Here is an 18,833-nt window from a genome sequence, read left to right as displayed (position 1 = left end):
AGTTCCCGCTACCCTCGATCCGGTGAAGGTGGACCAACCACAACGCATAGGCGACTACCTGCTTCTCGGCAGGCTCGGTCGTGGTGCCATGGGAACGGTCTACCTGGGACAAGGCAGCGACGGACGCCAGGTGGCGGTCAAGGTCGCCCGTGCCGAGCTGGCCGACGACCCGCGCTTCCGGGAGCGGTTCCGCCGCGAAGTGCAGATGGCCCGCGCGGTCGGCAGCGCCGGCACGGCGGCGGTCGTCGACGCCGACACGCGCGCGCCCCGGCCGTGGATGGCCACCGAGTACGTGCCCGGCCCGACGCTGCAGGAGGCGATCGAACGGCACGGGCCGTTGCCGGAGCACCATTTGAGACGACTCGCCGAAGGTCTGGCCGAGGCGCTCACCGCGATCCACCGCGCCGGACTCGTCCACCGCGACCTCAAGCCGTCGAACGTCCTGCTGGGCGCGGACGGCCCGCGCGTCATCGACTTCGGCATCTCGCGCGCGATGGAGCACACGGCGCTGACCGAGACCGGCATGGTCTTCGGCACGCCCGGTTTCCTCTCTCCCGAGCAGATCACCGGCCAGGAGGTGGCGTCCCCGTCGGACGTGTTCGCCCTGGGCGCCGTGCTGGTCTACGCGGCGACGGGCAAGGGCCCGTTCGGTGAGGGCCCCACGGCGACGTTGCTCTACAAGGCGGCGCACGGCGAGCCGGACATCGACGGCGTGCCGAAGGGGCTGCGGCCGTTGGTGCAGAAGTGCATGCACCGCGACCCGGCCAAGCGCCCGGAACCGGCCGAGGTGACCCGCCTGCTCGCGCAGGTCGTGACGCCGAAGCCACCGGCGTCCAAGCTGCCCGCGCCGATGACGCCCGCCGCCGCGACGTTCTCGACGTCGCGGTTCGTGCCGATGGCGTGGGGCGCCCTGAACCTCGCCGCGGCGTTGCTGGCGGCCGCGATCGCCGACCCGGCCGCACGGGCCAACGGCGCCACGCAGCTGCTGGCGCTGGCCGCGTTCTGCGTGCTCGTCGTACGCGCCGTGCGGTACTTCTCCGCCGCCGCACGCCGCAAGGTCGTCATCGAGATCAGCCGCGAGGGCATCGCCACGACCCGCAACGGCAAGTTCCACCAGTACTGGTGGTACGAGCTCGCACGGGTCCGTGTGGTGCCGCACAAGAAACGGCCGTGGGTCGTCGTCTGGCTGAAGGACCCGGCGCCGCGCCGCTTCTTCGGCGCGCACCACGGCGGTGTGCGGGTGTTCCCGATCGCGCACGAACGGACCAGGAGGCGGCGCGAACGCGACGTCGCCGAGCTGCGCGCCGCCCTGGCCTGGTACCTGCCGAGGTCCTACGACGGGCGCTGATCGGTCCAGTCGGTCGTGACCTTCACCGACTGCACCACCGTGCCGACCGGCAGGTAGCCGCCGTAGGTCCCGCGTTCCTCGTACCCGCTGACGTCGCCGGTGGTGGGATCGATGCTGATCGTGCCCGTGCCGCCCTCGATGAACACCGACCCGTCCACCCACCGCACAGCGTCGAGCGTGGCGAGGTCGCGGTAGATCTCCGCCTTGCGGTTGTTCGAGGCGAACGGCGCGAGCAGCGGCGATGACGCGGACTTGATCGCCTCGCCCCACAGGCGGCTCGCCGGGATGATCGGGTCCGGGACGCTGCACGGTGTCAGCGAGCAGGGAGGACCGACAAAACTGATCATCGTGGATGAGGCCTGCGCCTGCACGGCCTCTCTCGACATCTCCGGGAAGCCCGGCAGCGCGCGCCGCCGCCCGGTCGGCTCGAAGTCGACGCGCGGCTTCTGGCCGTCCTCGACGGGCAACCAGACCTCGAGGCGGTACTCCACCTGCTCCGCACCGGGGTCACCGGTCAGGCTGACAGCCGTCCGCCAGATCTCGTAGCGGAGGTGCTTCACCGCGCCTTGCGGTGTCGCCCGGGTGAGCAGTTCCGCCGCCTCGGTGAGGGAGGTGGCGGGCGAGGCCATGTCGGCAGGCCGGGCCGGGCGCAGGTACACCACGAGACCGGTGATCAGCATTACCGCCACGAACACCGCGGCGGCGCCGACCCAACGCCGGGAGCGGGGCCGCTCGGCGAACAGCTGCTCGCGCAGGCGGGCCAGGCGCAGGTCGTCCGCCTCGCGCAGCGGGTAGAGCTCGGCGAGGTCGTTGTCCAGGACGTCACGCATGTTCCACTTCCTTCAGCTTGGCGCGCAGGCGGTGCAGCCGCGACCGGGCGGTACCGGGGTTCAGGTCCAGGGCCTCCGCCGCCTCCTGCACGGTCAGCCCGGCGAGCGAGGTGAGCAGCAGCAGGTCGCGGTCGGCCTGGTCCATCCGCGCCAGCTCGCGGGCGATCCGCCGCAGGTGCGCACGGGCGTCGACGCGGGTCACCACGGTGTGCTCGAGCGACTCGGCGACGTCGAGGCCGACGCCGTAGCGTTCGGCGGTGCGCAGCAGGCGGACCTCGCGCTTGGCGTGGCCGCGCAACAGGTTCGTCGCGATGCCGTAGAGCCAGCCGACGACGCTGCCGCGGCCGGGGTCGTAGTTCTCCTCGCCGCGCATGGCCGCGAGGAACGTCTCGCTCACCAGGTCGTCGGCCACGTCGACGCCCACCCGCCGCGCCAGGTACCGGTGCAGCGGATGGGCGTGCTCGTCGAAAAGCTCCGCGAACATCACGTCTGCACTTGGCTCCCCGCGACACCAGTGTTGCAGTGACCTGAATCACAGTGGACGTGCTTCCGATGATGGTCGCATGACCTGGATCGTGACCGCCGCCGACGCCGCGCTCTCGCCGCTCAACCGCGAGTACAACGCGGAGATGATCAGCCGCTACTGGGGACGGCCGGCGAACGACGCCGAGATCGACGCGTACGAGCGCGACGAGCAAGATCACAACGTCCCCGTGTTCCTCGTCGTTTCCCTGGATGGCAACGATGTCGGCTGTCTGGGCATGCGCTTCCTGGACAACGGTGTCGGCGAGCTGACGCGGATGTTCGTGCGCACGCCGTTCCGCGGGCGGGGCGCGGCGTCGGCGTTGATCGTCGCGATGGAGGCCGAGGCGCTGCGGCTCGGGCTCTCCGCGCTGAGGCTCGACACGCGCAAAGACCTCGTGGAGGCACGAGGTCTGTACGCCAAGCGCGGGTTCGTGGAGATCGCCGACTACAACCAGGCCGAATACTCCGACCACTGGTTCGAGAAGAGGCTAACGTCCTCTCATCCTGCCGCGATGTCCTGAAAAGGTCGGGATGAATCGCGCCAGGAGGCACTTGAACATGCGGTTACGTCCACTGGTGATGGCCGCGGCCGTCACCACGGCACTGGTGGTGACCCCGGCCCACGCGGCGCCCGCCGGCCGGGTTCTGGGCTATGTCGCCAACAACGGCGGCGGGGTGTCGGTCATCGACACGGCCACGAACGCGGTGTCCACGACGATCGCCGACGGCGGCGGCAACTCGCCGTACATGGCGGCGGTCGCGTTCGACGGCACCCGCGGCTACGTCACCAACACAGTGCAGAACACGCTCACGGTCATCGACACTCCGACCAACACGGTCGACAGGTCCATTCCCGTCGGATCGCATCCGGCCGGCGTGGCGGTGGCACCCGGTGGCGGCTTCGCCTACGTCACCAACTACCTCGACGGCACGGTGTCCGTCGTCGACACGGCCACGCTCACGGTCACCGCGACCATCGCGGTCGGCTCCAACGCCGACGGCGTCGTCGTGACCAAGGACGGTTCGGCCGTCTACGTCACGCACGACCAGCCCGGCCCGAGCAAGGTCTCGGTCATCGACACGGCGACCAACGCCGTCGCCGGCACCATCCCCGTCGGCAACGCCGCGACGGCCATCGCGGCATCCCCCGACGGCACGCGGATGTACGTCGTCAACAAGGGTTCGGACAGCGTCTCCGCCATCGACGTCGCCACGCGCACCGTCGTCGGCACCGCCGCTGTCGGCTTCACGCCGCACGGCATCGCGGTCATGCCGGACGGCGGCCGCGCGTACGTGACGAACAGCGAGTTCGACCGGGTCTCCGTCGTGGACCTCGCGTCCATGACCGAGACCCAGAAGATCCTCGTCGGCGACCGCCCGATCAGCGTGGCCCTCACGCCGGACGGTGCGTCGGCGTACGTCACGAACTACAACAGCAACTCGGTGTCGATCATCGACACGGCGACCAACACGGTCACCGGCACGCTCGCCGTGGGTGAGCGCCCGGTGGGCATCGCGATCAACTTCGTGCCGCCCGCCGCGTCGAAGCTCGTCGCCGGCACGGCACAGCTCCAGGTGCGGCTGCTCGGGTTCACGGTCCGCGGGCTCAACGCCACGCTGACCGACAAGCACACCGGGGCGCCGATCGCCGGTCAGCAGGTCGTCTTCCGCACGGTGAAGGGCAACCCGCTCTGCACCGCGACGACCAACGCCTCCGGCAAGGCCAACTGCGACGCCAACGTGTCGTTGTTGGTGGGCCTGGCAACGCTGCTGCAGGGCTTCACGGCCTCGTACGCGGGCAACAACGAGCACGGCGGCGCCACGTCGCACGGGTACATCCGCCTGCTCTAGGCAACTCTTGTCATGGTTGTTACATCTCTTGACTCGGGCGAAACGCACGTCATAGCGTCCGGGTCGAGGGATGTACCTCCGGTGACCGCCGCCCCGGTTCACGAGGGGAGTGTCCGTGGCGGTGAGAGCACTCGCTGTGCTTCTGCTGGTGCTGGGGCTGGTGCAGCCCGCGCAGGCTTCCGATGCAGGTCCACGGGCCGAGGTCCGTGTCGGCGGCGGAGCCGTTTCGTTCGCGGTGACGCATCGGGGCAAGACCGTCGTCCAGCCCTCGCCGGTCGGGATCAGGACCGAGCGCGCCGACTTCACCGCCGGGCTCTCGTTGACCGGCAGGTCACGCCGGGCGATCTTCGAGCGCTACCGCACGACGTCCGGCAAGAAGCGGGACCGGGTCGTGCGGGCCGTCGAGACCACCTACCGGTTCGCTGCCGCCGGTGGCCGGCTCGATCTCGTCGTGCGGGAGTCCGCTGACGGCGTCGCGTACCGGTACGAGCTGCCGCAGAACACCGGTGCCGTGGTCGGGGAAGCGTCCGCGTTCGTCCTGCCCGCCGACGCCGTCGCGTGGCTGGCGAAGTTCCGCCGCGACTACGAGAACCCGTTCCTGCGGTCGACGGCTTCCGGTGCCGAACTGGCCGAGTACATGCACCCGGCGTTGTTCGAGGTCGGCGGGACCTACGCGCTGATCACCGAGTCCGATGTGGACGGACGGTACTCCGGTGGGCACCTCGTGCACGCCGGCGGTGGACGGTACGACGTCAAGCTGTGGGACGAGAAGGTCGCGGTGTCCGGCGCCCTGAAGACGCCGTGGCGCACGATGATCGTCGGGTCGCTGGCCACCGTGGTCGAGTCGACGCTGGTGGACGACCTGGCGCCGGCGTCGAAGGTGCGGGACACGTCGTGGATCGAGCCGGGCCCCGCCGTGTGGTCGTGGCTCGCCGGCGGCCGTCCCGTGCAGCAGGACCTGGTGCGGCAGAAGGAGTTCGTCGACTACGCGGCGGCGCGCGGCTGGCCGTACGTCGTGGTCGACGCCGGGTGGTACGACGACCCGGACTGGCGGCGGACGAGCTTCATCCCCGAGCTGGTCAGGTACGCGTCGGCACGGGGCGTCGGCATCCACACGTGGGTGCGGTTCAGCAGCGTCGACACGGCCGAGAAGCGCGCGGACTACCTGCCGTGGTTGCAGAAGTGGGGCGTGCGAGGCCTGAAGATCGACTTCATGGACTCCGACGGGCAGGAGCGCTACCGCTGGTACGACGAGATCCTGCCGGAGACCGCGCGGATGCACTTCCTGGTCAACTTCCACGGCGCCACGCTGCCGCACGGCGTCCACCGCACCTGGCCGCACGTCATGACCACCGAGGCCGTGCACGGCGCCGAGAAGTCCAGCGGCCTCACCACCTCGCACCTGACCGCGTTGCCGTTCACCCGCAACGTGGTGGGAGGCATGGACTACACGCCGGGCGGGTTCCACCGCGCGCGGGCGAACACCGACGGCGGCGAACTGGCGTTGACCGTGCTGTACGAGTCCGGGGTGCAGAACCTGGCCGGGCGGCCCGACTCGTACGACGCCCGGCCGTTCGCGCGCTGGTTCCTGGAGCAGGCGCCGGCCGCGTGGGACGAGACCCGGCTGCTGTCCGGACGTCCCGGCGAGAGCGTCGTGATGGCACGGCGTTCGGGTGACCGGTGGTTCGTCGGCGGCGCGGTCGCCGGTGCCGCGCGGACGCTCGACCTGCCGGCTCTGGGCAGTGGGAAGTGGCTGGTCGAGGTCGTCCGGGACGGCGCGGCCGGGCTGGTCCGCGAGACCCGCGTGACGTCCGGGACGCTGACCGTGCCGGTCGCGGCGGAGGGCGGGTTCGTGGCGCTGGTCTGCCGCCCGGAGCGTTCGACCTGTGCGCGTCCGACCGGTGGCGTGCCGTCCACGTCCGTCGTCGTTTCACCTGAACAGGTGGATCTGCGGCCCGGGCAGGCGTTCGAGCTGACCGGCACCTTCACCAACACCTCGGACCGGCCGCTGCACGGCGTGACGTTCGCGCCGCGCGTGCCGTCCGGGTGGAGCTCGACGGCGGCCGTGTGGTCCTGGCGGGTCGCGCCCGGCGAGTCGGTGACCGGCCGCTGGACCGTCCGCGCCGGCCCGAACCCCGTCGTGGGGCTGGCAGAAGTGCCCGCCGTGGCACGGTTCGCCGGGGTCGAGGCCGAGCGGGCGACGCGTGTGCACGTGTGGAGACCGTTGCCGGCCGGGCAGGTCTACGTGCCCGGCAACGACCTGTCCGTCGAGGGCAGGACGCTGACGACCGGCGGGGTGCGGTTCGGCAAGGGCATCGGCACGACGCCGGGAGACCGGACCGTCGAGCTCGGCACGTGCACCCGGTTCGAGGCGACGGCCGGCGTGGACGACGAGGTGGACGGCCGCGTGGACCGGGCGGCCGGTGTCGGTGGGTCAGTCGTGTTCGAGGTGCTGGGCGACGGCCGTGTGCTGCACACGAGTCCGTTGCGCCGGTCCGTGGACCCGGCGCTGCCCATGTCCGTCGACGTCAGCGGCGTCCGGGTGCTGACGTTGCGGGTGTCGGACGGCGGGGACGGGACGAGTCTCGACCACGCCGTGTGGGGTGACGCGCGACTGAGCTGTTAGGCGGCCATCGGGAGGTCGGTGCGGAGAGCCTGGATCCGGTCCTCGCACGACTGGCGGCAGGCGACTCCGTGGACGACCTGCCAGCCTGCGGGCACCTGCAGCACCGCGGGCCAGATCGAGTACTGGCCCGTTGGGCTGACCAGCACCAGGAACATGGTGTGAGCCTGAGCGAACGGGGAAGTCATGGCTCCAGAGTGACGGGGGACACCTATGGTGCGGCTATCTCTACGCTCAAGCTCACGTGAACAGCTGGTTCCCGATCTTGGTCCGCATGTGATTACGTGGTGTGCGTGACTGTGGAACAGGTGGTCCTGCTGGCCGAGGACGGAACGGCAGCCGGCGTCGAGGACAAGGCAGTGGTGCATCACGCGGACACCCCGCTGCACCTGGCGTTCTCCAGCTACGTCTTCGACTCCGCCGGCAACACGGTCCTGACGCGCCGGGCGTTGCACAAGAAGACCTTCCCGGGCCTGTGGACCAACACCTGCTGCGGCCACCCGCTGCCGGGGGAGGACATGGCCCAGTCGGTGCTGCGGCGGCTGCGCGACGAGCTGGGCATGACGACGCCCGCCCCTGAGCTGCTGCTGCCCGCGTTCCGGTACCGCGCGGTGATGGACGGCGTGGTGGAGAACGAGATGTGCCCGGTGTTCCGCGTGCTGTCCGACGCCGAGCCCGTGCCGAACCCGGACGAGGTCGACTCGACCGAACGGGTGCCGTGGAGCGAGTACGCGTCGAGCGTGCTGGACGGCACGCGGGCGGTGTCGCCGTGGTCGCGGTTGCAGGTGGCCGAGCTGGTGGAGCTCGGGCCCGACCCGCTGGCGTGGCCGGTGGCGGGGCCGGAGACGCTGCCCGCCGCGGTGCTCACGAACTGGCGATCAGCGTCACGCCCAGCGTGATCATGACGGCCGCGATCAGGCCGTCCAGCACCCGCCAGGAGCGGGGTTTCGCGAACAACGGGCTGAGCAGCCGCGCGCCGAACCCGAGCGCCACGAACCACGTGATGCTCGCGGTCACGGCGCCGACGCCGAACAACCACCGCCCGGCCGCGATCGAGCCGAGCAGCAGCACGGTGTCGAGGTAGACGTGCGGGTTCAGCCACGTCAGCGCGAGGGCCGTCAGCACCGGCCTGCCCGCCGGCTCGGGTCCGGCGGCCATCGCTGACGGGCCGCCGAACGCGCGGCGCGCGGCCAGGAACCCGTAGCCCAGCAGGAACACGCCACCGACGATGGCCGCGACCGTGATGGCTTTTGGGAAGGCGTTGACGAGCGCGCCGAAACCCGCGACGCCCACCGCGACCAGAATCGCGTCCGAGATCGCGCACACGGCGACGACCTGCGCGACCGCCTGCCGCCGAAGTCCTTGGCGCAGAACGAAAGCGTTCTGCGCGCCGATCGCGACGATCAGGGTCATCATGGTGCCGAAGCCGAGGAACAGGTCTGTCACGCGGTCCACGGTATTGACGCGTTCCTGATGAGACCAGCTACAGGTTCTTACGTACCATTAGCGCCCGTGATGGACCTCGACCTGGTGCGGACGCTGCTCGCGGTCGTCGACGCGGGCACGTTCGACGCGGCGGCCACGGCTCTGCACGTCACGCCTTCCGCTGTCTCGCAACGCATCAAGGCGTTGGAACAACGAACCGGCCGGGTGCTGCTGGTGCGCGCCCGGCCGGTTCGGCTCACCCCGTCCGGTGAGGTGCTGGTCCGCTACGGTCGGCAACTCGTGGCGCTGGACCAGGACCTGGACGCGGCGCTGGGGGAGTCCGCCGTGGTCCGGGTGCCGATCGCGGTCAACGCCGACTCGCTCGCCACCTGGTTCCTGCCCGCGCTGCAACGGGTTCCGCTGCCGGCGCGGATCTCGTTCGACCTGCACCGCGAGGACCAGGACCACACGACGGCGTTGCTGCGGCAGGGGCTGGTGATGGCCGCCGTCACGTCGTCGCGCGAACCGGTGGCGGGCTGCTCGGTGACCAAGCTGGGCGAGATCCGTTACGCGGCCATGGCTTCGGAGTCCTACGTGGAGTCGTTCGCGGGCGGTCAGCTCAAGTCGTGGCTGCCGGACGCGCCCGTGGTCGTGTTCGACCGCAACGACGACCTCCAGGACCGGTTCGTGCGCACGCTGACCCGTGGCCGGGGAGCGTCCGAACACCGCCACTACGTGCCGTCGTCGGAGGTGTACGTGCGGGCGATCGTGGCGGGCCTCGGCTGGGGAATGGTGCCGCCGCAACAGCTCCAGGCCGGTCTGGTCGATCTCGCGCCCGGCCGGACCATCTCCGTTCCGCTGTACTGGCAGCAGTGGAAGCTGGACTCGCCGGCGCTCACCGCCGTCGCCGACGCTGTCATGGAGGAAGCGCGCGTGGCGTTGCGCTAGGGGTTAGCCTCGTCGCCATGACCGGCGAACCGATGAACCTCAACGGGAAGACCGCAGTCATCTACGGCGCGGGCACGATCGGCGGCGCGATCGCCGAGGCGTTCGTCGCCGCGGGTGCGGACGTGCACCTGGCCGCGCGCACCGAGGCGGCGCTGAAGGAGAAGGCCGCCGCGATCGGCGCCCGGTACGCCGTGGTCGACGCGCTGGACGAACGCGCGGTGGACGAGCACGCCGCCACGTTCGACCGCATCGACATCTCGGTCAACGTCATCTCCGACAACGACGTCCAGGGCACCCCGCTGCACGAGATGAGCGTCGAGGACTACCTGGCCCCGGTCGTCACGAACGTCCGCTCGAAGTTCCTCACCGCGCGTGCCGCCGCCCGGCACATGATTCGGCAGGAGGACGGCGTCATCCTGTTCTTCGGCGGCACCAGCGACGGCCAGGTGCACCGGCGGTGGAACCTCGGCGGCCTGGTCACGGCGTTCGACGCGGTCGAGGCGATGCGCCGCCAACTCGCCGCCGAACTCGGACCGCACGGCGTGCGCACGGTGACTTTGCAGACCGGCGGCGTCCCCGAGTCGATCCCGGCGGAGTTCCGCGACCAGGTCGAACCCGACATCGTCGGCCAGACCGCGCTCGGGCGGGCCGCGACGCTGCGGGACGTCGGCAGGGCGGCGGTGTTCGCGGCCTCGGACTGGGGTCGCACGATCACGGGTGCGCAGGTCAACGTCACGTGCGGGGCGATCCTGAGCTGAACCTGTCGGAACGCTGGGGCGAACCTGTCGGGTTGCTGAACCCAGGAACCCCGCGCGTTCACCCAGGCGTTGTCCGTTATGTGCTGATACCTCGTCTAGCCGCCGCCGGCGGTTCACTCGCCGTCGTGGCGACGATCGCCATGGTCGGGATGCTCGACCTGACCGTGGGCCCGTTGCGCCGCACGATCAGCGAGTACGCGCTGGGCGACTACCGCCCCGTCTTCGACGTCGCCGTGCTGCTGCTGGCGGCGGGCTCGATGGCGATCCTGTACGTGCTGGTCCACAAGGGGCTGACGCGCTGGCGTTCGGTGGGCGGGGTCGCGCTGACGCTCTGGTCGCTCGGACTGTTCCTCGTGGTGCTGTTCCCCAAGACCAACTGGGCGATGGGCACCAACGAGCTCAGCGGCAGCATCCACCGGTTCGGCAGCATGATCGCGTTCGTGAGCCTGCCGGTCGCGATCATCGCGCTCGCGCTGCCGTGGCTGAGGCACGAAGTCTGGTCGCGACACGCCAGGTGGGTTCTCGCGTCCGGTTTGTTGAGCGTTGTCGCATTCATGCCGCTGCTCTACGCCGTTGTGCTGGGCGTGGTCTCCGACGTTCGGTGGTGGCGCGTGTTCCCGTTGGGGTACATCGAGAGGATCTTGCTCGCGGCCGAGGTGCTCGCCGTGCTCGTCGTCGGGCTGTGGGCCGTCGCGGCCAGTAGGGTTGCGCCATGGCGAGTTGGGGAGACCTCGCGGATTACGTCCGCGCCGAGTACGACGTCGTCCACGACGACGGTGAGGAACTGAGGATCCTCTTCACCTTCGGGGACGAGGACGAGGGTGACGACGAGCGCACGCAGGTCGTGATCATCGTCCGCGAAGTCCTCGACAAGATGCACGAGTGGGTCCAGATCGCCTCCCCGTGCGGGCTGGCGTCCCAGGTGAACCTCCACGACGTGCTCGTGGAGGTGGGCAACTCCACCGTGGCGTGCGGTCTCGCGATCATGGGGGAGCACGTGGTGGTGCGGCACTCGCTGCCGTTGTCCGATCTCGACATCCACGAGTTCACCGACCCCCTCCAGTTGCTCGCCGGTACCGCGGACACGTTGGAAGAGCAGTTCTGGGGAGGAGACGGCTACTGATGTTCGACTTGACGCCTGCGACCGGTCAGCTGGCGGGCCTGGTGCGGGGAGTGACGGACGGCGACCTGAAGGCGCCGACCCCGTGCCCCGACTACACGGTCGGCGACCTGCTGGACCACGTGAACGGCCTGTCGGTCGCGTTCACGATGGCGGCGCTGAAGACCCCGAAGGAAGGCCAGGCCTCCGGCGACGCGTCCCGGCTGCCGCTGGACTTCCGCGAGTCGATGCCGGCTCGGCTGGACTCGTTGGCCGAGGCGTGGCGCTCTGCCGACGCCTGGGAGGGGATGACCCGCGCCGGTGGCGTCGACCTGCCCGGCGAGGTGGCGGGAGCCGTCGCGCTGGACGAGATCGTGCTGCACGGCTGGGACCTCGCCAAGGCCACCGGCCAGCCGTTCGAGGTGGATCCCGAGCTGCTCCAGGTCGTCTACGGCTTCGTGTCGTCGATCGGCCCGGACGACCGGGACGGCTCTCTGTTCGGAGCGGCAGTCGAGGTCGACTCGAATGCGCCCCTGCTGGACCGTGTCCTGGGACTCAGTGGGCGGAATCCCACCTGGAGCCTAGGTTAGGCTCTCCTAATGTGAGGACGATGACGGTGCAGGTTCGGGCAGGGCTGGGCGTGGGACGCCTCGCCGCCGCCATGGATTCGCTGGTGGAACTGCATCCGGAACTGTGTCGCAGCGGCTTCGCACACCACGAGGTCGAGGATCCCGCCGCCGCCACCCCCGCGGCCCTCGCGGAGGCGGAGGCGGGGCTCGACCTGCAGTCCGGCGTGCTGATGCACGTCGTGTGGCTCGACGCGGGTCCCGACCGGACCGGCCGGATCGTGCTGGTGCTGCACGACATCGTGGCCGACCGGCTGCCGCGGATCCTGCCGTGGCTGGTGCAGGCGTGGAAGCAGCCCGCGCTGGTCAGCTGAGCTTCCGCGCCACGAACACGTGCTCGAGGCCCGGACGGTCCGGTGCGTCCCGCACGTCGGTGACCTCGAACCCGGCCGCTGTCAGGCTTTCCTCGATCTCGGCGCGGGAGCGGAACCGTAGCGTCGAGTCCGAGGCGATCTCCGTGCCGTCCGGGAAGCGGTAGGTGTGCCGGAAGGACACCAGCGGCAGGTCGACGGCGAGCAGGTCACGACGTTTGCTCACGCCGTTCTTCACGCGCTGCACGGGGACGCGCCAGCCCTCCCAGGCCTTCGCCTCCAGCCGCCGTGACTCGAACACCAGGTGCCCGCCGGGTTTCAGGGCGGCGTGGACGCCGCGCAGGGTGGCGTCCCAGTCGTCGCCGAGGAAGACCTGCGCGACGTTCGCGGTCATCGTGGCGAGGTCGGCCTGCAGCGGCGGCAGCGTCGTGGCGTCGCCGTGCAGCCAGGTGACGCGGGAGTCCTTGGCGCGTGCCAGTTCCAGTGACGCCAGCGCCGGGTCGACACCGATGACGGTCAGCCCCGCGTCGGCCAGCAGCGTGCCGAAGCACCCCGTGCCGCAGCCGACGTCGAGCACCGTGCGCGCCTCCAGTTCGGCGACGATCTCCAGGTAGGGGACGAGATCGGCGCGCCTGCCGTCGAAGAGGTCGTAGACCGCGGCCAGTCTCGGGTCGGCGAAGAGCGCGTCAGGCATGCCACATCCTCGGTCCCACGACGAACGGCATCAACAACTCGATCACCTCTCGGTCCGGTCTTCCGTTCAGCTCTTCCTCGGCGACCCGCCGGGCGATCCCGGCGAGGAAGTCCGCCACCTGCACCCGTGCGTCGTACTGCGAGTCGACCAGCGTCAGGCTCTTCAGCCGCGGCGCGAGCTTCTTGAGCTGCCGGATCCGCCCGGCCGTCAGCGACAGCTGCTGGTCGTGCACGATCGACACCGGCCCGCCCCACTGCGCGACCGCCCGCAGGATGGCCGGGAACAACGGGTCCAGCGTGCCGCGCGGCCCTCGGGCGCGCAGCAGGTCGTTGTAGAGCTCCAGCGGCCCGGTCACCGCCCCGAACTCGGCCCGCACCCGCGACGCCAGGAACCGCCGCTTGTCCAGCAGCTGCACGCGGGCGCGCCCGGCGAGCGGGCCGTCCGCGCCGAGGAACCACAGCAGCACCCAGCGGTTCTTCTCGCGCAGCAGGTGGTTCGCCTTGTACTCCTGCGCCGGCGACTTGATCATCTCGCGCAGTTCCTCGACGCAGCCGTTCGCCTCGTTTTCGGTGAGCGCGACACCCGCGTGCGCGAAGACCGCCGTGACGCCGCCGACGAGCTTCTCGCCCTCGGATCCCGACTCGTCGCAGGCGATCTCCATCAGGACATCCGGAACACGGGGCCGCGCGCGCGGAACGGCAGGTGCGCGCCCGCCGGGATGAGGAAGGCGTGTTCGCGCCGGATCCGCAGCACGTCGCACCAGCCGTCGGTGATGACGAGGACCGGCCCGGCGGCGGGGAAGTCGCCGGCGCGTTCGAGCAGGTCGATGCCGGGCTGCAGCACCGTGCCGCCGCGCCCGCGCACCGTCACCCTGCCCGCGATGTCCTCGACGGGCAGATATCCCGCGTCATACGCCATCGCGTCACAGAAAACCACGCGCGCGGCGGGTACGTCACGTGCCGCCGAGTAGGAGGCGATCGCGCCGAGCGCCTTGCCCAGCAGCCTGGGGTCCATCGAGCCGGACGTGTCCAGCACGACGCCGAACGTCGGCCGCGCGTCGAGGGTCTCCGGACGGATCCAGCCGGGCCGCGGGATGTCCGGAGTGGACGCTTGACGCCGTGAGGCCCGCGCGTAGGAACGCCGTTTCTCCGGCGCCGGCACGAACTCCTCGAACCACCGCGCCAGCTGGGCGTCCCACGACAGCGGTGGGTGCTCCAGCGCGCGGATCTCCTCGACGAGCCCGGAGGGCAGGAGGCCCCGTGCCGTCGTGTGGTGGCTCAGGCCGGTCAGCAGTGCTCGGCGGTAGAAGTCGTCGAGGTCGGCGAAGTCGGCAGGGCCGCGCAGGGGTTCCCCGAGCAGGTCGCCCTTGTGGTTGCCGCGCAACGTGTGCAGCTTCCGGTACCGGCGCAGGTCCGTCGTGATGCGGTCGTAGACGGACTCGACCGACAGCCCGCGCAGCTCTGGGTCGTGCAGGAGCCCTTCCGGTGCCGTGCCGACGCCCATCTCGACCAGCCAGCCGTTCACGACGAAGTCCGCCGCGATGTTCCACAGGTACGCGTCCCGGCCGCCGACCCGGTCGCAGTGGCGCAGCGCGGCGTGCAGCATCTCGTGCGCGAGCACGAACCGCCATTCGAGCTTCGTCAAGCCCGCCAACGGGTTCACGTAGATCTCGGCCGACGCCGCCGACACCGCCGCGATCGAGATGTCCCAGCCGCGCGCCAGCTCCGCGTCCGCCACGATCTTCATCGTCGTCGCGAGCGCGCCCAGCAGCGGGTAGTTCGACACGAACCAGCCGAGCGCGAGCTCCCACTGCGTCTTGACCGGCCGTGCGTCCGTCAGCGACGACCGCGCGCCGCCCGCCACGTCGATCGCGGCCACGGCGGCGTTCGAGAGCCCGGCGGCGAACCGGTTGGTCCACTTGTCCGGGTCCTTCGAGGCCTCACCGCGCACGCACCGGTCCGGGTCCCAGCTGTCGGGCATGCGGCCGAACTTCAACGCGGGCTGGAACTCCAGCACCGGCTTGCAGTCGTGCGTCTGGAAACCCAGGTGCAGCAGGCAATGCGCGAACACCCACGCCCACTCGTCCTCGGTCGCCTTGCGCGTCGGGTGAGCGAACAGCATGCCGTCGAGAGAGATGTCCGCCCACGGGTGGTCTGAGTCGCGGCGCACGTACGTGCTGAGGGCGGCGAACAGCGGATGCGCGTCGATCCGCCGGTCCGCCGCCTGGAACGCCAGCACCGCCGGGTCGACGTGCGCCTTGCCACGCTTGCTCATCCGCGTGCGGCGACCAGCCGCGGCAGGTCACGGGTGACCTCGACGAGGAACCACGCGGGCAGCACGGGGTTGCCGTCGTCGTCGGCCGCGATCACCATCTGCGCGACCTCCAGCGACAGCTCTGCCAGTTCGAGCAGCAACGCCTTTCCCCGGTGCGCCAGCTGCTTCCCCGCCGCCGACGCGTGCGCCTTGTCGTGCGGCAGCTCCTTGACCAGCCGCGCCCGGAACGCCTCGCCCAGGAAGTACAGCAGGTCGCGGTCCTGCGGAGCCGACGGCCAGCGGGTGTCGCCGCGCAGCACGGCGTCCAGCCCGTAGGCGTTGCGCACGGTCTTGACGTACGCCTTGAACATCGACGCGTGGTTCGCGGTGACCGTGCCGAACGCGAGCACGCCCAGCAGGTCCTCGGAGATGTCGTCGCCGAACGAGTGCAGCGCGTCGGAGAGCATGTGCCAGCCGCGGGGCGTGGAGAACGTCTCCTCGACCTTCGGCGCGGCGCTCCAGAGGTGGTCCGGGCGCTGGGTCAGGTACTCCAGCACCCAAGGGTGGATGTCGTTCTCGCGCGCCCACGAGAGCCAGTCGCGCGACGACGCCGTGAGGTGCACGTGGATCATGCGGTTCACGAGCGCGGACGCCATGGGACGCGCCAGGGCGTTGTCGACCGCCCTGTTGCCGGCGCCGATCACGATCGAGCCCTTCGGCAGCTCGTAGGAGCCGATGCGCCGGTCGAGGATCAGCGAGTAGAACGCCTTCTGCACCTCGGGGGCGCTCGCGTTCAGCTCGTCGAGGAAGAGGCAGTAGGGGTCGTGCCGCGCGATGGACTCCGGTGGGGCGAAACGGCTTCGGCCACCGACGAGTTCCGGAACTCCGATGAGGTCCTCCGGCGCGAGCTGGGTGCCCAGCAGCGTGACGCACTCCAGGCCGAGCTCGGCGGCGAACTTGCGGACGAGTGAGGACTTGCCGATACCCGGTGCTCCCCAGAGGAAGACCGGTCGGACGACGGCGACGTGCAGCAGCACCTCCGGAAGCTGTGCTGGTGTCACGGTGACTGTGGATCGCATCAGGGCAGGAGCATCCCAAATCCGACTTGTTCCGGTCGCCCGAATTTATTGACACGGGCAGTGGTCTAGTGCTGTGATTCAAGCCACCACTGATAGGAAACCTTCTTAACTAAATCGCCGCCGCGCCCTGCTGTCCCCCTTACACAGGAGGCACCCTGTGGCCAGACCCTTGTTGTTGGCTCTGCCGGCAGCACTAGCAGTCTCCGTCGTATCGGCCGTCGTCGTTCCGACCGTCGCCAACGCCGCCGTGATCGAGTACCAGGCGGAGAACGCGACCATCACGAACGGTGTCGTCGAGTCGAACCACGCCGGCTTCACCGGCACGGGCTTCGTCAACTACGACAACGCGTCAGGCAGCGCGGTCGAGTTCACCGTCAACTCGCCCACCTCCGCGGCAGCCAAGATCACGTTCAGGTACGCGAACGGGACGTCGACGAACCGTCCCATGAACATCTACCTGAACGACACCCTGAAGCAGAGCGGCTGGTCCTTCCCCGGCACGGGTGCGTGGACGACGTGGAACACGAAGACCATCACGCTCGGCCTCAAGGCGGGTAGCAACACCATCAGGACGGTGTCGTCCTCGGCGAACGGTGGTCCGAACCTGGACCGCATCGACGTCGACACCCCCGGCGGCGGCACGCCGGACACCCAGGCGCCCTCGGTGCCGGGCAACCTGCGTTCGACCGGGGCCACCTCCTCGTCGGTCTCGTTGGCGTGGGACGCCTCCACGGACAACGTGGGCGTGACGGGGTACGTGCTGTCCAACGGCCAGACGGTCTCGGGCACCTCGCACACCGTCACCGGCCTCTCGCCGGACACGGAGTACACCTTCTCCGTGCAGGCGCGTGACGCGGCGGGCAACACGTCCGGTGCGTCGGAGTCCGTCACGGTGCGCACGGAACCCGGCGGCGGCGGTGGCGACACCGAAGCCCCCTCGGTCCCCGGCAACCTGCGCTCCACCGGTTCCACGTCGTCCTCGGTCTCGTTGGCGTGGAACGCTTCCACGGACAACGTGGGCGTCACGGGGTACGCGCTGTCCAACGGCCAGACGGTCACCGGCACCACGCACACCGTCACCGGTCTGACGGCGAACACCGACTACACCTTCACCGTGCGGGCGCGGGACGCGGCGGGCAACCAGTCCGGCGCCTCGAACTCCGTCACGGTGCGCACGCAGCCCGGTGGCGGCGGCGGCACCAGGCCGCACGACATCAACGGCCTGCTGCGGGTGTGCGGCGTGCAGCTGTGCAACCAGTACGGCAAGCCGATCCAGCTCCGCGGCGCCAGCACGCACGGCATCCAGTGGTACCACCAGTGTTCCAAGCCCCAGTGGTGGGACGCGCTGACGACCGACTGGAACGCGGACTTCATCCGCGTCGCCATGTACATCCAGGAAGACGGCTACGAGACCGACCCCCGCAAGTTCACGGACCTGATGCACGGCTACATCGAGGAAGCCACCCGCCGCGGCATCTACGTCCTGGTCGACTGGCACCAGCTCTCGCCGGGCGACCCGAACTACAACCTGGCGCGCGCCAAGACGTTCTTCACGGAGATCGCCCAGCGCCACAAGGACAAGACCAACATCATCTACGACATCGCCAACGAGCCGAACGGCACGTCGTGGGCGCGGGTCAAGTCCTACGCCGAGCAGATGATCCCGGTCATCCGCAACATCGACCCGGACAGCCTCATCGTCTCGGGCACCAACGGCTGGTCCACCTTCGGCCACTCCGACGGCGACAGCCCGTCCGAGGTGCTCAACAACCGGGTCAACGCCACGAACTTCATGTACTCGTTCCACTTCTACGCCCAGGCACACCGGGACGCGTACCTCCAGGTGCTCGACCAGGTCTCGTCCCAGGTGCCGGTCTTCGTGACCGAGTTCGGCACCCAGGCGGCCTCCGGCGGCGGCTCGAACGACTTCACCATGTCGCAGAAGTACATCGACCTGATGGAGCGCAAGAAGATCTCGTGGGCCAACTGGAACTTCTCCGACGACGGCCTCACCGGCGCCGTCTTCAAGACCGGCACCTGCGCGGGCACCACCTTCGCGGGCACCAACGTCCTGAAGCCGGCCGGCGTCTGGGTGCGCGAACGCATGCGCACCCCGGACAACTTCCCGACGTCCTGACGTTCCACCCCGGCTAGACCGAGCGCAGAGCGGTGCGGCGAGAACTCGCCGCACCGCTCTCGTCTTTGGCGCCGCGGGTCGCAGCTTGTGGACAGCCGTCATTTCTTGTCAGTGCGGGCTGCTAGCTTGGGTCTTGCCGGTGGTCGAGGCGCTCTTCGCTGGAAGCGCCCCGCCGCCCCTGATCCTGAGCAGTGAGCCTGCCCGGTGCCGCGTCAGCGGGCCGAGTTCGCCTGCTCGAACACCACCGCCGCGGCACGCCGCCTGTTCTCGCGTGCGCGCCGGTGCAGCCTGCGCCGATCAAGCGACCACCAGCACCCGGGGCAGTC

General features: G+C 70.0%; 20 protein-coding genes. 12 read left to right on the top strand and 8 right to left on the bottom strand.

Translation table 11 applies throughout. From position 1 onward, the window contains the following. Window positions 1–22 precede the first annotated feature (22 nt). Window positions 23–1,348 carry a serine/threonine-protein kinase gene (locus tag ACQEU1_RS13060; RefSeq protein WP_433199959.1) on the top strand — a complete coding sequence of 442 codons (1,326 nt, stop codon included), beginning with the start codon at window positions 23–25 and terminating at the stop codon, window positions 1,346–1,348. On the opposite strand, the gene ACQEU1_RS13055 is transcribed toward ACQEU1_RS13060, so the two are convergent. Beyond that, window positions 1,333–2,178 carry a hypothetical protein gene (locus tag ACQEU1_RS13055; RefSeq protein ID WP_433199956.1) on the bottom strand — a complete coding sequence of 282 codons (846 nt, stop codon included), beginning with the start codon at window positions 2,176–2,178 and terminating at the stop codon, window positions 1,333–1,335. The two genes, ACQEU1_RS13060 and ACQEU1_RS13055, sit on opposite strands and share 16 nt — an antisense overlap. Further along, window positions 2,171–2,662, bottom strand: a complete 492-nt coding sequence (locus ACQEU1_RS13050; RefSeq protein ID WP_433199953.1) for an RNA polymerase sigma factor — start codon at window positions 2,660–2,662, stop codon at window positions 2,171–2,173. Before ACQEU1_RS13050 ends, ACQEU1_RS13055 begins: the two co-directional genes overlap by 8 nt. 79 nt (window positions 2,663–2,741) lie before the next feature. Between ACQEU1_RS13050 and ACQEU1_RS13045 the strand changes: the two genes are divergently transcribed. From ACQEU1_RS13045 to ACQEU1_RS13035, 3 genes are all read left to right on the top strand, one after another. Continuing rightward, window positions 2,742–3,224 carry a GNAT family N-acetyltransferase gene (locus ACQEU1_RS13045; protein WP_433199950.1) on the top strand — a complete coding sequence of 161 codons (483 nt, stop codon included), beginning with the start codon at window positions 2,742–2,744 and terminating at the stop codon, window positions 3,222–3,224. Window positions 3,225–3,261: 37 nt separating this feature from the next. After that, complete coding sequence (locus ACQEU1_RS13040) at window positions 3,262–4,554, top strand: YncE family protein (RefSeq protein WP_433199947.1); 1,293 nt, start codon at window positions 3,262–3,264, stop codon at window positions 4,552–4,554. 121 nt (window positions 4,555–4,675) lie between these two features. Then, window positions 4,676–7,180, top strand: a complete 2,505-nt coding sequence (locus ACQEU1_RS13035; protein WP_433199944.1) for a glycoside hydrolase family 97 catalytic domain-containing protein — start codon at window positions 4,676–4,678, stop codon at window positions 7,178–7,180. Here ACQEU1_RS13035 and ACQEU1_RS13030 read toward each other — a convergent pair. Further along, window positions 7,177–7,365 (bottom strand): MbtH family NRPS accessory protein, encoded by a 189-nt coding sequence (locus ACQEU1_RS13030; protein WP_382443273.1) that lies wholly within the window; start codon window positions 7,363–7,365, stop codon window positions 7,177–7,179. The genes ACQEU1_RS13035 and ACQEU1_RS13030 overlap by 4 nt on opposite strands. Before the next feature lie 111 nt (window positions 7,366–7,476). On the opposite strand from ACQEU1_RS13030, the gene idi reads away from it, so the two are divergent. Next, the gene (gene idi / locus ACQEU1_RS13025) at window positions 7,477–8,076 is read left to right on the top strand and encodes an isopentenyl-diphosphate Delta-isomerase (protein WP_433211473.1); all 600 of its coding nucleotides are present in this window, start codon (window positions 7,477–7,479) and stop codon (window positions 8,074–8,076) included. On the opposite strand, the gene ACQEU1_RS13020 is transcribed toward idi, so the two are convergent. Next, on the bottom strand, window positions 8,042–8,593 hold the full coding sequence (locus ACQEU1_RS13020) for a LysE/ArgO family amino acid transporter (RefSeq protein WP_433211470.1): 552 nt from the start codon (window positions 8,591–8,593) through the stop codon (window positions 8,042–8,044). The genes idi and ACQEU1_RS13020 overlap by 35 nt on opposite strands. A 99-nt stretch (window positions 8,594–8,692) precedes the next feature. Between ACQEU1_RS13020 and ACQEU1_RS13015 the strand changes: the two genes are divergently transcribed. From ACQEU1_RS13015 to ACQEU1_RS12990, 6 genes are all read left to right on the top strand, one after another. Next, window positions 8,693–9,550: a LysR family transcriptional regulator ArgP gene (locus ACQEU1_RS13015; RefSeq protein ID WP_433211467.1), complete on the top strand. Its 858-nt coding sequence runs from the start codon at window positions 8,693–8,695 to the stop codon at window positions 9,548–9,550. 17 nt (window positions 9,551–9,567) lie between these two features. Beyond that, a complete protein-coding gene (locus ACQEU1_RS13010; protein WP_433199940.1) occupies window positions 9,568–10,308 on the top strand; it encodes an SDR family NAD(P)-dependent oxidoreductase in 741 nt (246 codons plus the stop codon). An 80-nt stretch (window positions 10,309–10,388) separates the two neighbouring features. Then, a complete protein-coding gene (locus ACQEU1_RS13005; RefSeq protein ID WP_433199937.1) occupies window positions 10,389–11,096 on the top strand; it encodes a DUF998 domain-containing protein in 708 nt (235 codons plus the stop codon). Continuing rightward, complete coding sequence (locus ACQEU1_RS13000) at window positions 11,021–11,431, top strand: hypothetical protein (protein ID WP_433199934.1); 411 nt, start codon at window positions 11,021–11,023, stop codon at window positions 11,429–11,431. Before ACQEU1_RS13005 ends, ACQEU1_RS13000 begins: the two co-directional genes overlap by 76 nt. Beyond that, complete coding sequence (locus tag ACQEU1_RS12995; RefSeq protein WP_433199931.1) at window positions 11,431–11,997, top strand: TIGR03086 family metal-binding protein; 567 nt, start codon at window positions 11,431–11,433, stop codon at window positions 11,995–11,997. Before ACQEU1_RS13000 ends, ACQEU1_RS12995 begins: the two co-directional genes overlap by 1 nt. 20 nt (window positions 11,998–12,017) lie before the next feature. Beyond that, the gene (locus tag ACQEU1_RS12990; protein ID WP_433199928.1) at window positions 12,018–12,347 is read left to right on the top strand and encodes a hypothetical protein; all 330 of its coding nucleotides are present in this window, start codon (window positions 12,018–12,020) and stop codon (window positions 12,345–12,347) included. Here the strand turns inward: ACQEU1_RS12990 and ACQEU1_RS12985 are convergent. From ACQEU1_RS12985 to ACQEU1_RS12970, 4 genes are read right to left on the bottom strand one after another with little or no spacing between them, the layout of a single operon-like run. After that, window positions 12,340–13,038 carry a class I SAM-dependent DNA methyltransferase gene (locus ACQEU1_RS12985; protein WP_433199925.1) on the bottom strand — a complete coding sequence of 233 codons (699 nt, stop codon included), beginning with the start codon at window positions 13,036–13,038 and terminating at the stop codon, window positions 12,340–12,342. The genes ACQEU1_RS12990 and ACQEU1_RS12985 overlap by 8 nt on opposite strands. Beyond that, entirely contained in the window at window positions 13,031–13,699 is a 669-nt protein-coding gene (locus tag ACQEU1_RS12980) for a DUF3800 domain-containing protein (protein ID WP_433199922.1), read from the bottom strand. The genes ACQEU1_RS12985 and ACQEU1_RS12980 overlap by 8 nt, the downstream gene beginning before the upstream one ends. After that, window positions 13,699–15,312 carry a vWA domain-containing protein gene (locus tag ACQEU1_RS12975; RefSeq protein ID WP_433199919.1) on the bottom strand — a complete coding sequence of 538 codons (1,614 nt, stop codon included), beginning with the start codon at window positions 15,310–15,312 and terminating at the stop codon, window positions 13,699–13,701. Before ACQEU1_RS12975 ends, ACQEU1_RS12980 begins: the two co-directional genes overlap by 1 nt. Next, entirely contained in the window at window positions 15,309–16,370 is a 1,062-nt protein-coding gene (locus tag ACQEU1_RS12970) for an AAA family ATPase (protein WP_433199916.1), read from the bottom strand. Before ACQEU1_RS12970 ends, ACQEU1_RS12975 begins: the two co-directional genes overlap by 4 nt. Window positions 16,371–16,527: 157 nt before the next feature. Here ACQEU1_RS12970 and ACQEU1_RS12965 point away from each other — a divergent pair, with 157 nt between their 5' ends. Beyond that, entirely contained in the window at window positions 16,528–18,507 is a 1,980-nt protein-coding gene (locus tag ACQEU1_RS12965; protein ID WP_433199913.1) for a cellulase family glycosylhydrolase, read from the top strand. Window positions 18,508–18,833 lie beyond the last annotated feature (326 nt).

Origin of the sequence: Lentzea sp. CA-135723 (assembly GCF_050936595.1) — a bacterium.
Taxonomy (GTDB): Bacteria; Actinomycetota; Actinomycetes; order Mycobacteriales; family Pseudonocardiaceae; genus Lentzea.
The sequence above is the reverse complement of the archived record's forward strand: the minus strand, read 5'-3'. Positions and strand labels throughout refer to the sequence as shown.

Coding starts and splice junctions, on each gene's coding strand:
- ACQEU1_RS12985 (WP_433199925.1), bottom strand. CDS start 13,038: ATGCCTGACGCGCTCTTCGCCGACCCGAGACTGGCCGCGGTCTACGAC.
- ACQEU1_RS13045 (WP_433199950.1), top strand. CDS start 2,742: ATGACCTGGATCGTGACCGCCGCCGACGCCGCGCTCTCGCCGCTCAAC.
- ACQEU1_RS13055 (WP_433199956.1), bottom strand. CDS start 2,178: ATGCGTGACGTCCTGGACAACGACCTCGCCGAGCTCTACCCGCTGCGC.
- ACQEU1_RS13040 (WP_433199947.1), top strand. CDS start 3,262: ATGCGGTTACGTCCACTGGTGATGGCCGCGGCCGTCACCACGGCACTG.
- ACQEU1_RS13030 (WP_382443273.1), bottom strand. CDS start 7,365: ATGACTTCCCCGTTCGCTCAGGCTCACACCATGTTCCTGGTGCTGGTC.
- ACQEU1_RS13015 (WP_433211467.1), top strand. CDS start 8,693: ATGGACCTCGACCTGGTGCGGACGCTGCTCGCGGTCGTCGACGCGGGC.
- ACQEU1_RS13000 (WP_433199934.1), top strand. CDS start 11,021: ATGGCGAGTTGGGGAGACCTCGCGGATTACGTCCGCGCCGAGTACGAC.
- ACQEU1_RS12990 (WP_433199928.1), top strand. CDS start 12,018: ATGACGGTGCAGGTTCGGGCAGGGCTGGGCGTGGGACGCCTCGCCGCC.
- ACQEU1_RS12980 (WP_433199922.1), bottom strand. CDS start 13,699: ATGGAGATCGCCTGCGACGAGTCGGGATCCGAGGGCGAGAAGCTCGTC.
- ACQEU1_RS13020 (WP_433211470.1), bottom strand. CDS start 8,593: ATGATGACCCTGATCGTCGCGATCGGCGCGCAGAACGCTTTCGTTCTG.
- ACQEU1_RS13010 (WP_433199940.1), top strand. CDS start 9,568: ATGACCGGCGAACCGATGAACCTCAACGGGAAGACCGCAGTCATCTAC.
- ACQEU1_RS12995 (WP_433199931.1), top strand. CDS start 11,431: ATGTTCGACTTGACGCCTGCGACCGGTCAGCTGGCGGGCCTGGTGCGG.
- ACQEU1_RS12975 (WP_433199919.1), bottom strand. CDS start 15,312: ATGAGCAAGCGTGGCAAGGCGCACGTCGACCCGGCGGTGCTGGCGTTC.
- ACQEU1_RS12970 (WP_433199916.1), bottom strand. CDS start 16,370: ATGCGATCCACAGTCACCGTGACACCAGCACAGCTTCCGGAGGTGCTG.
- ACQEU1_RS13050 (WP_433199953.1), bottom strand. CDS start 2,662: ATGTTCGCGGAGCTTTTCGACGAGCACGCCCATCCGCTGCACCGGTAC.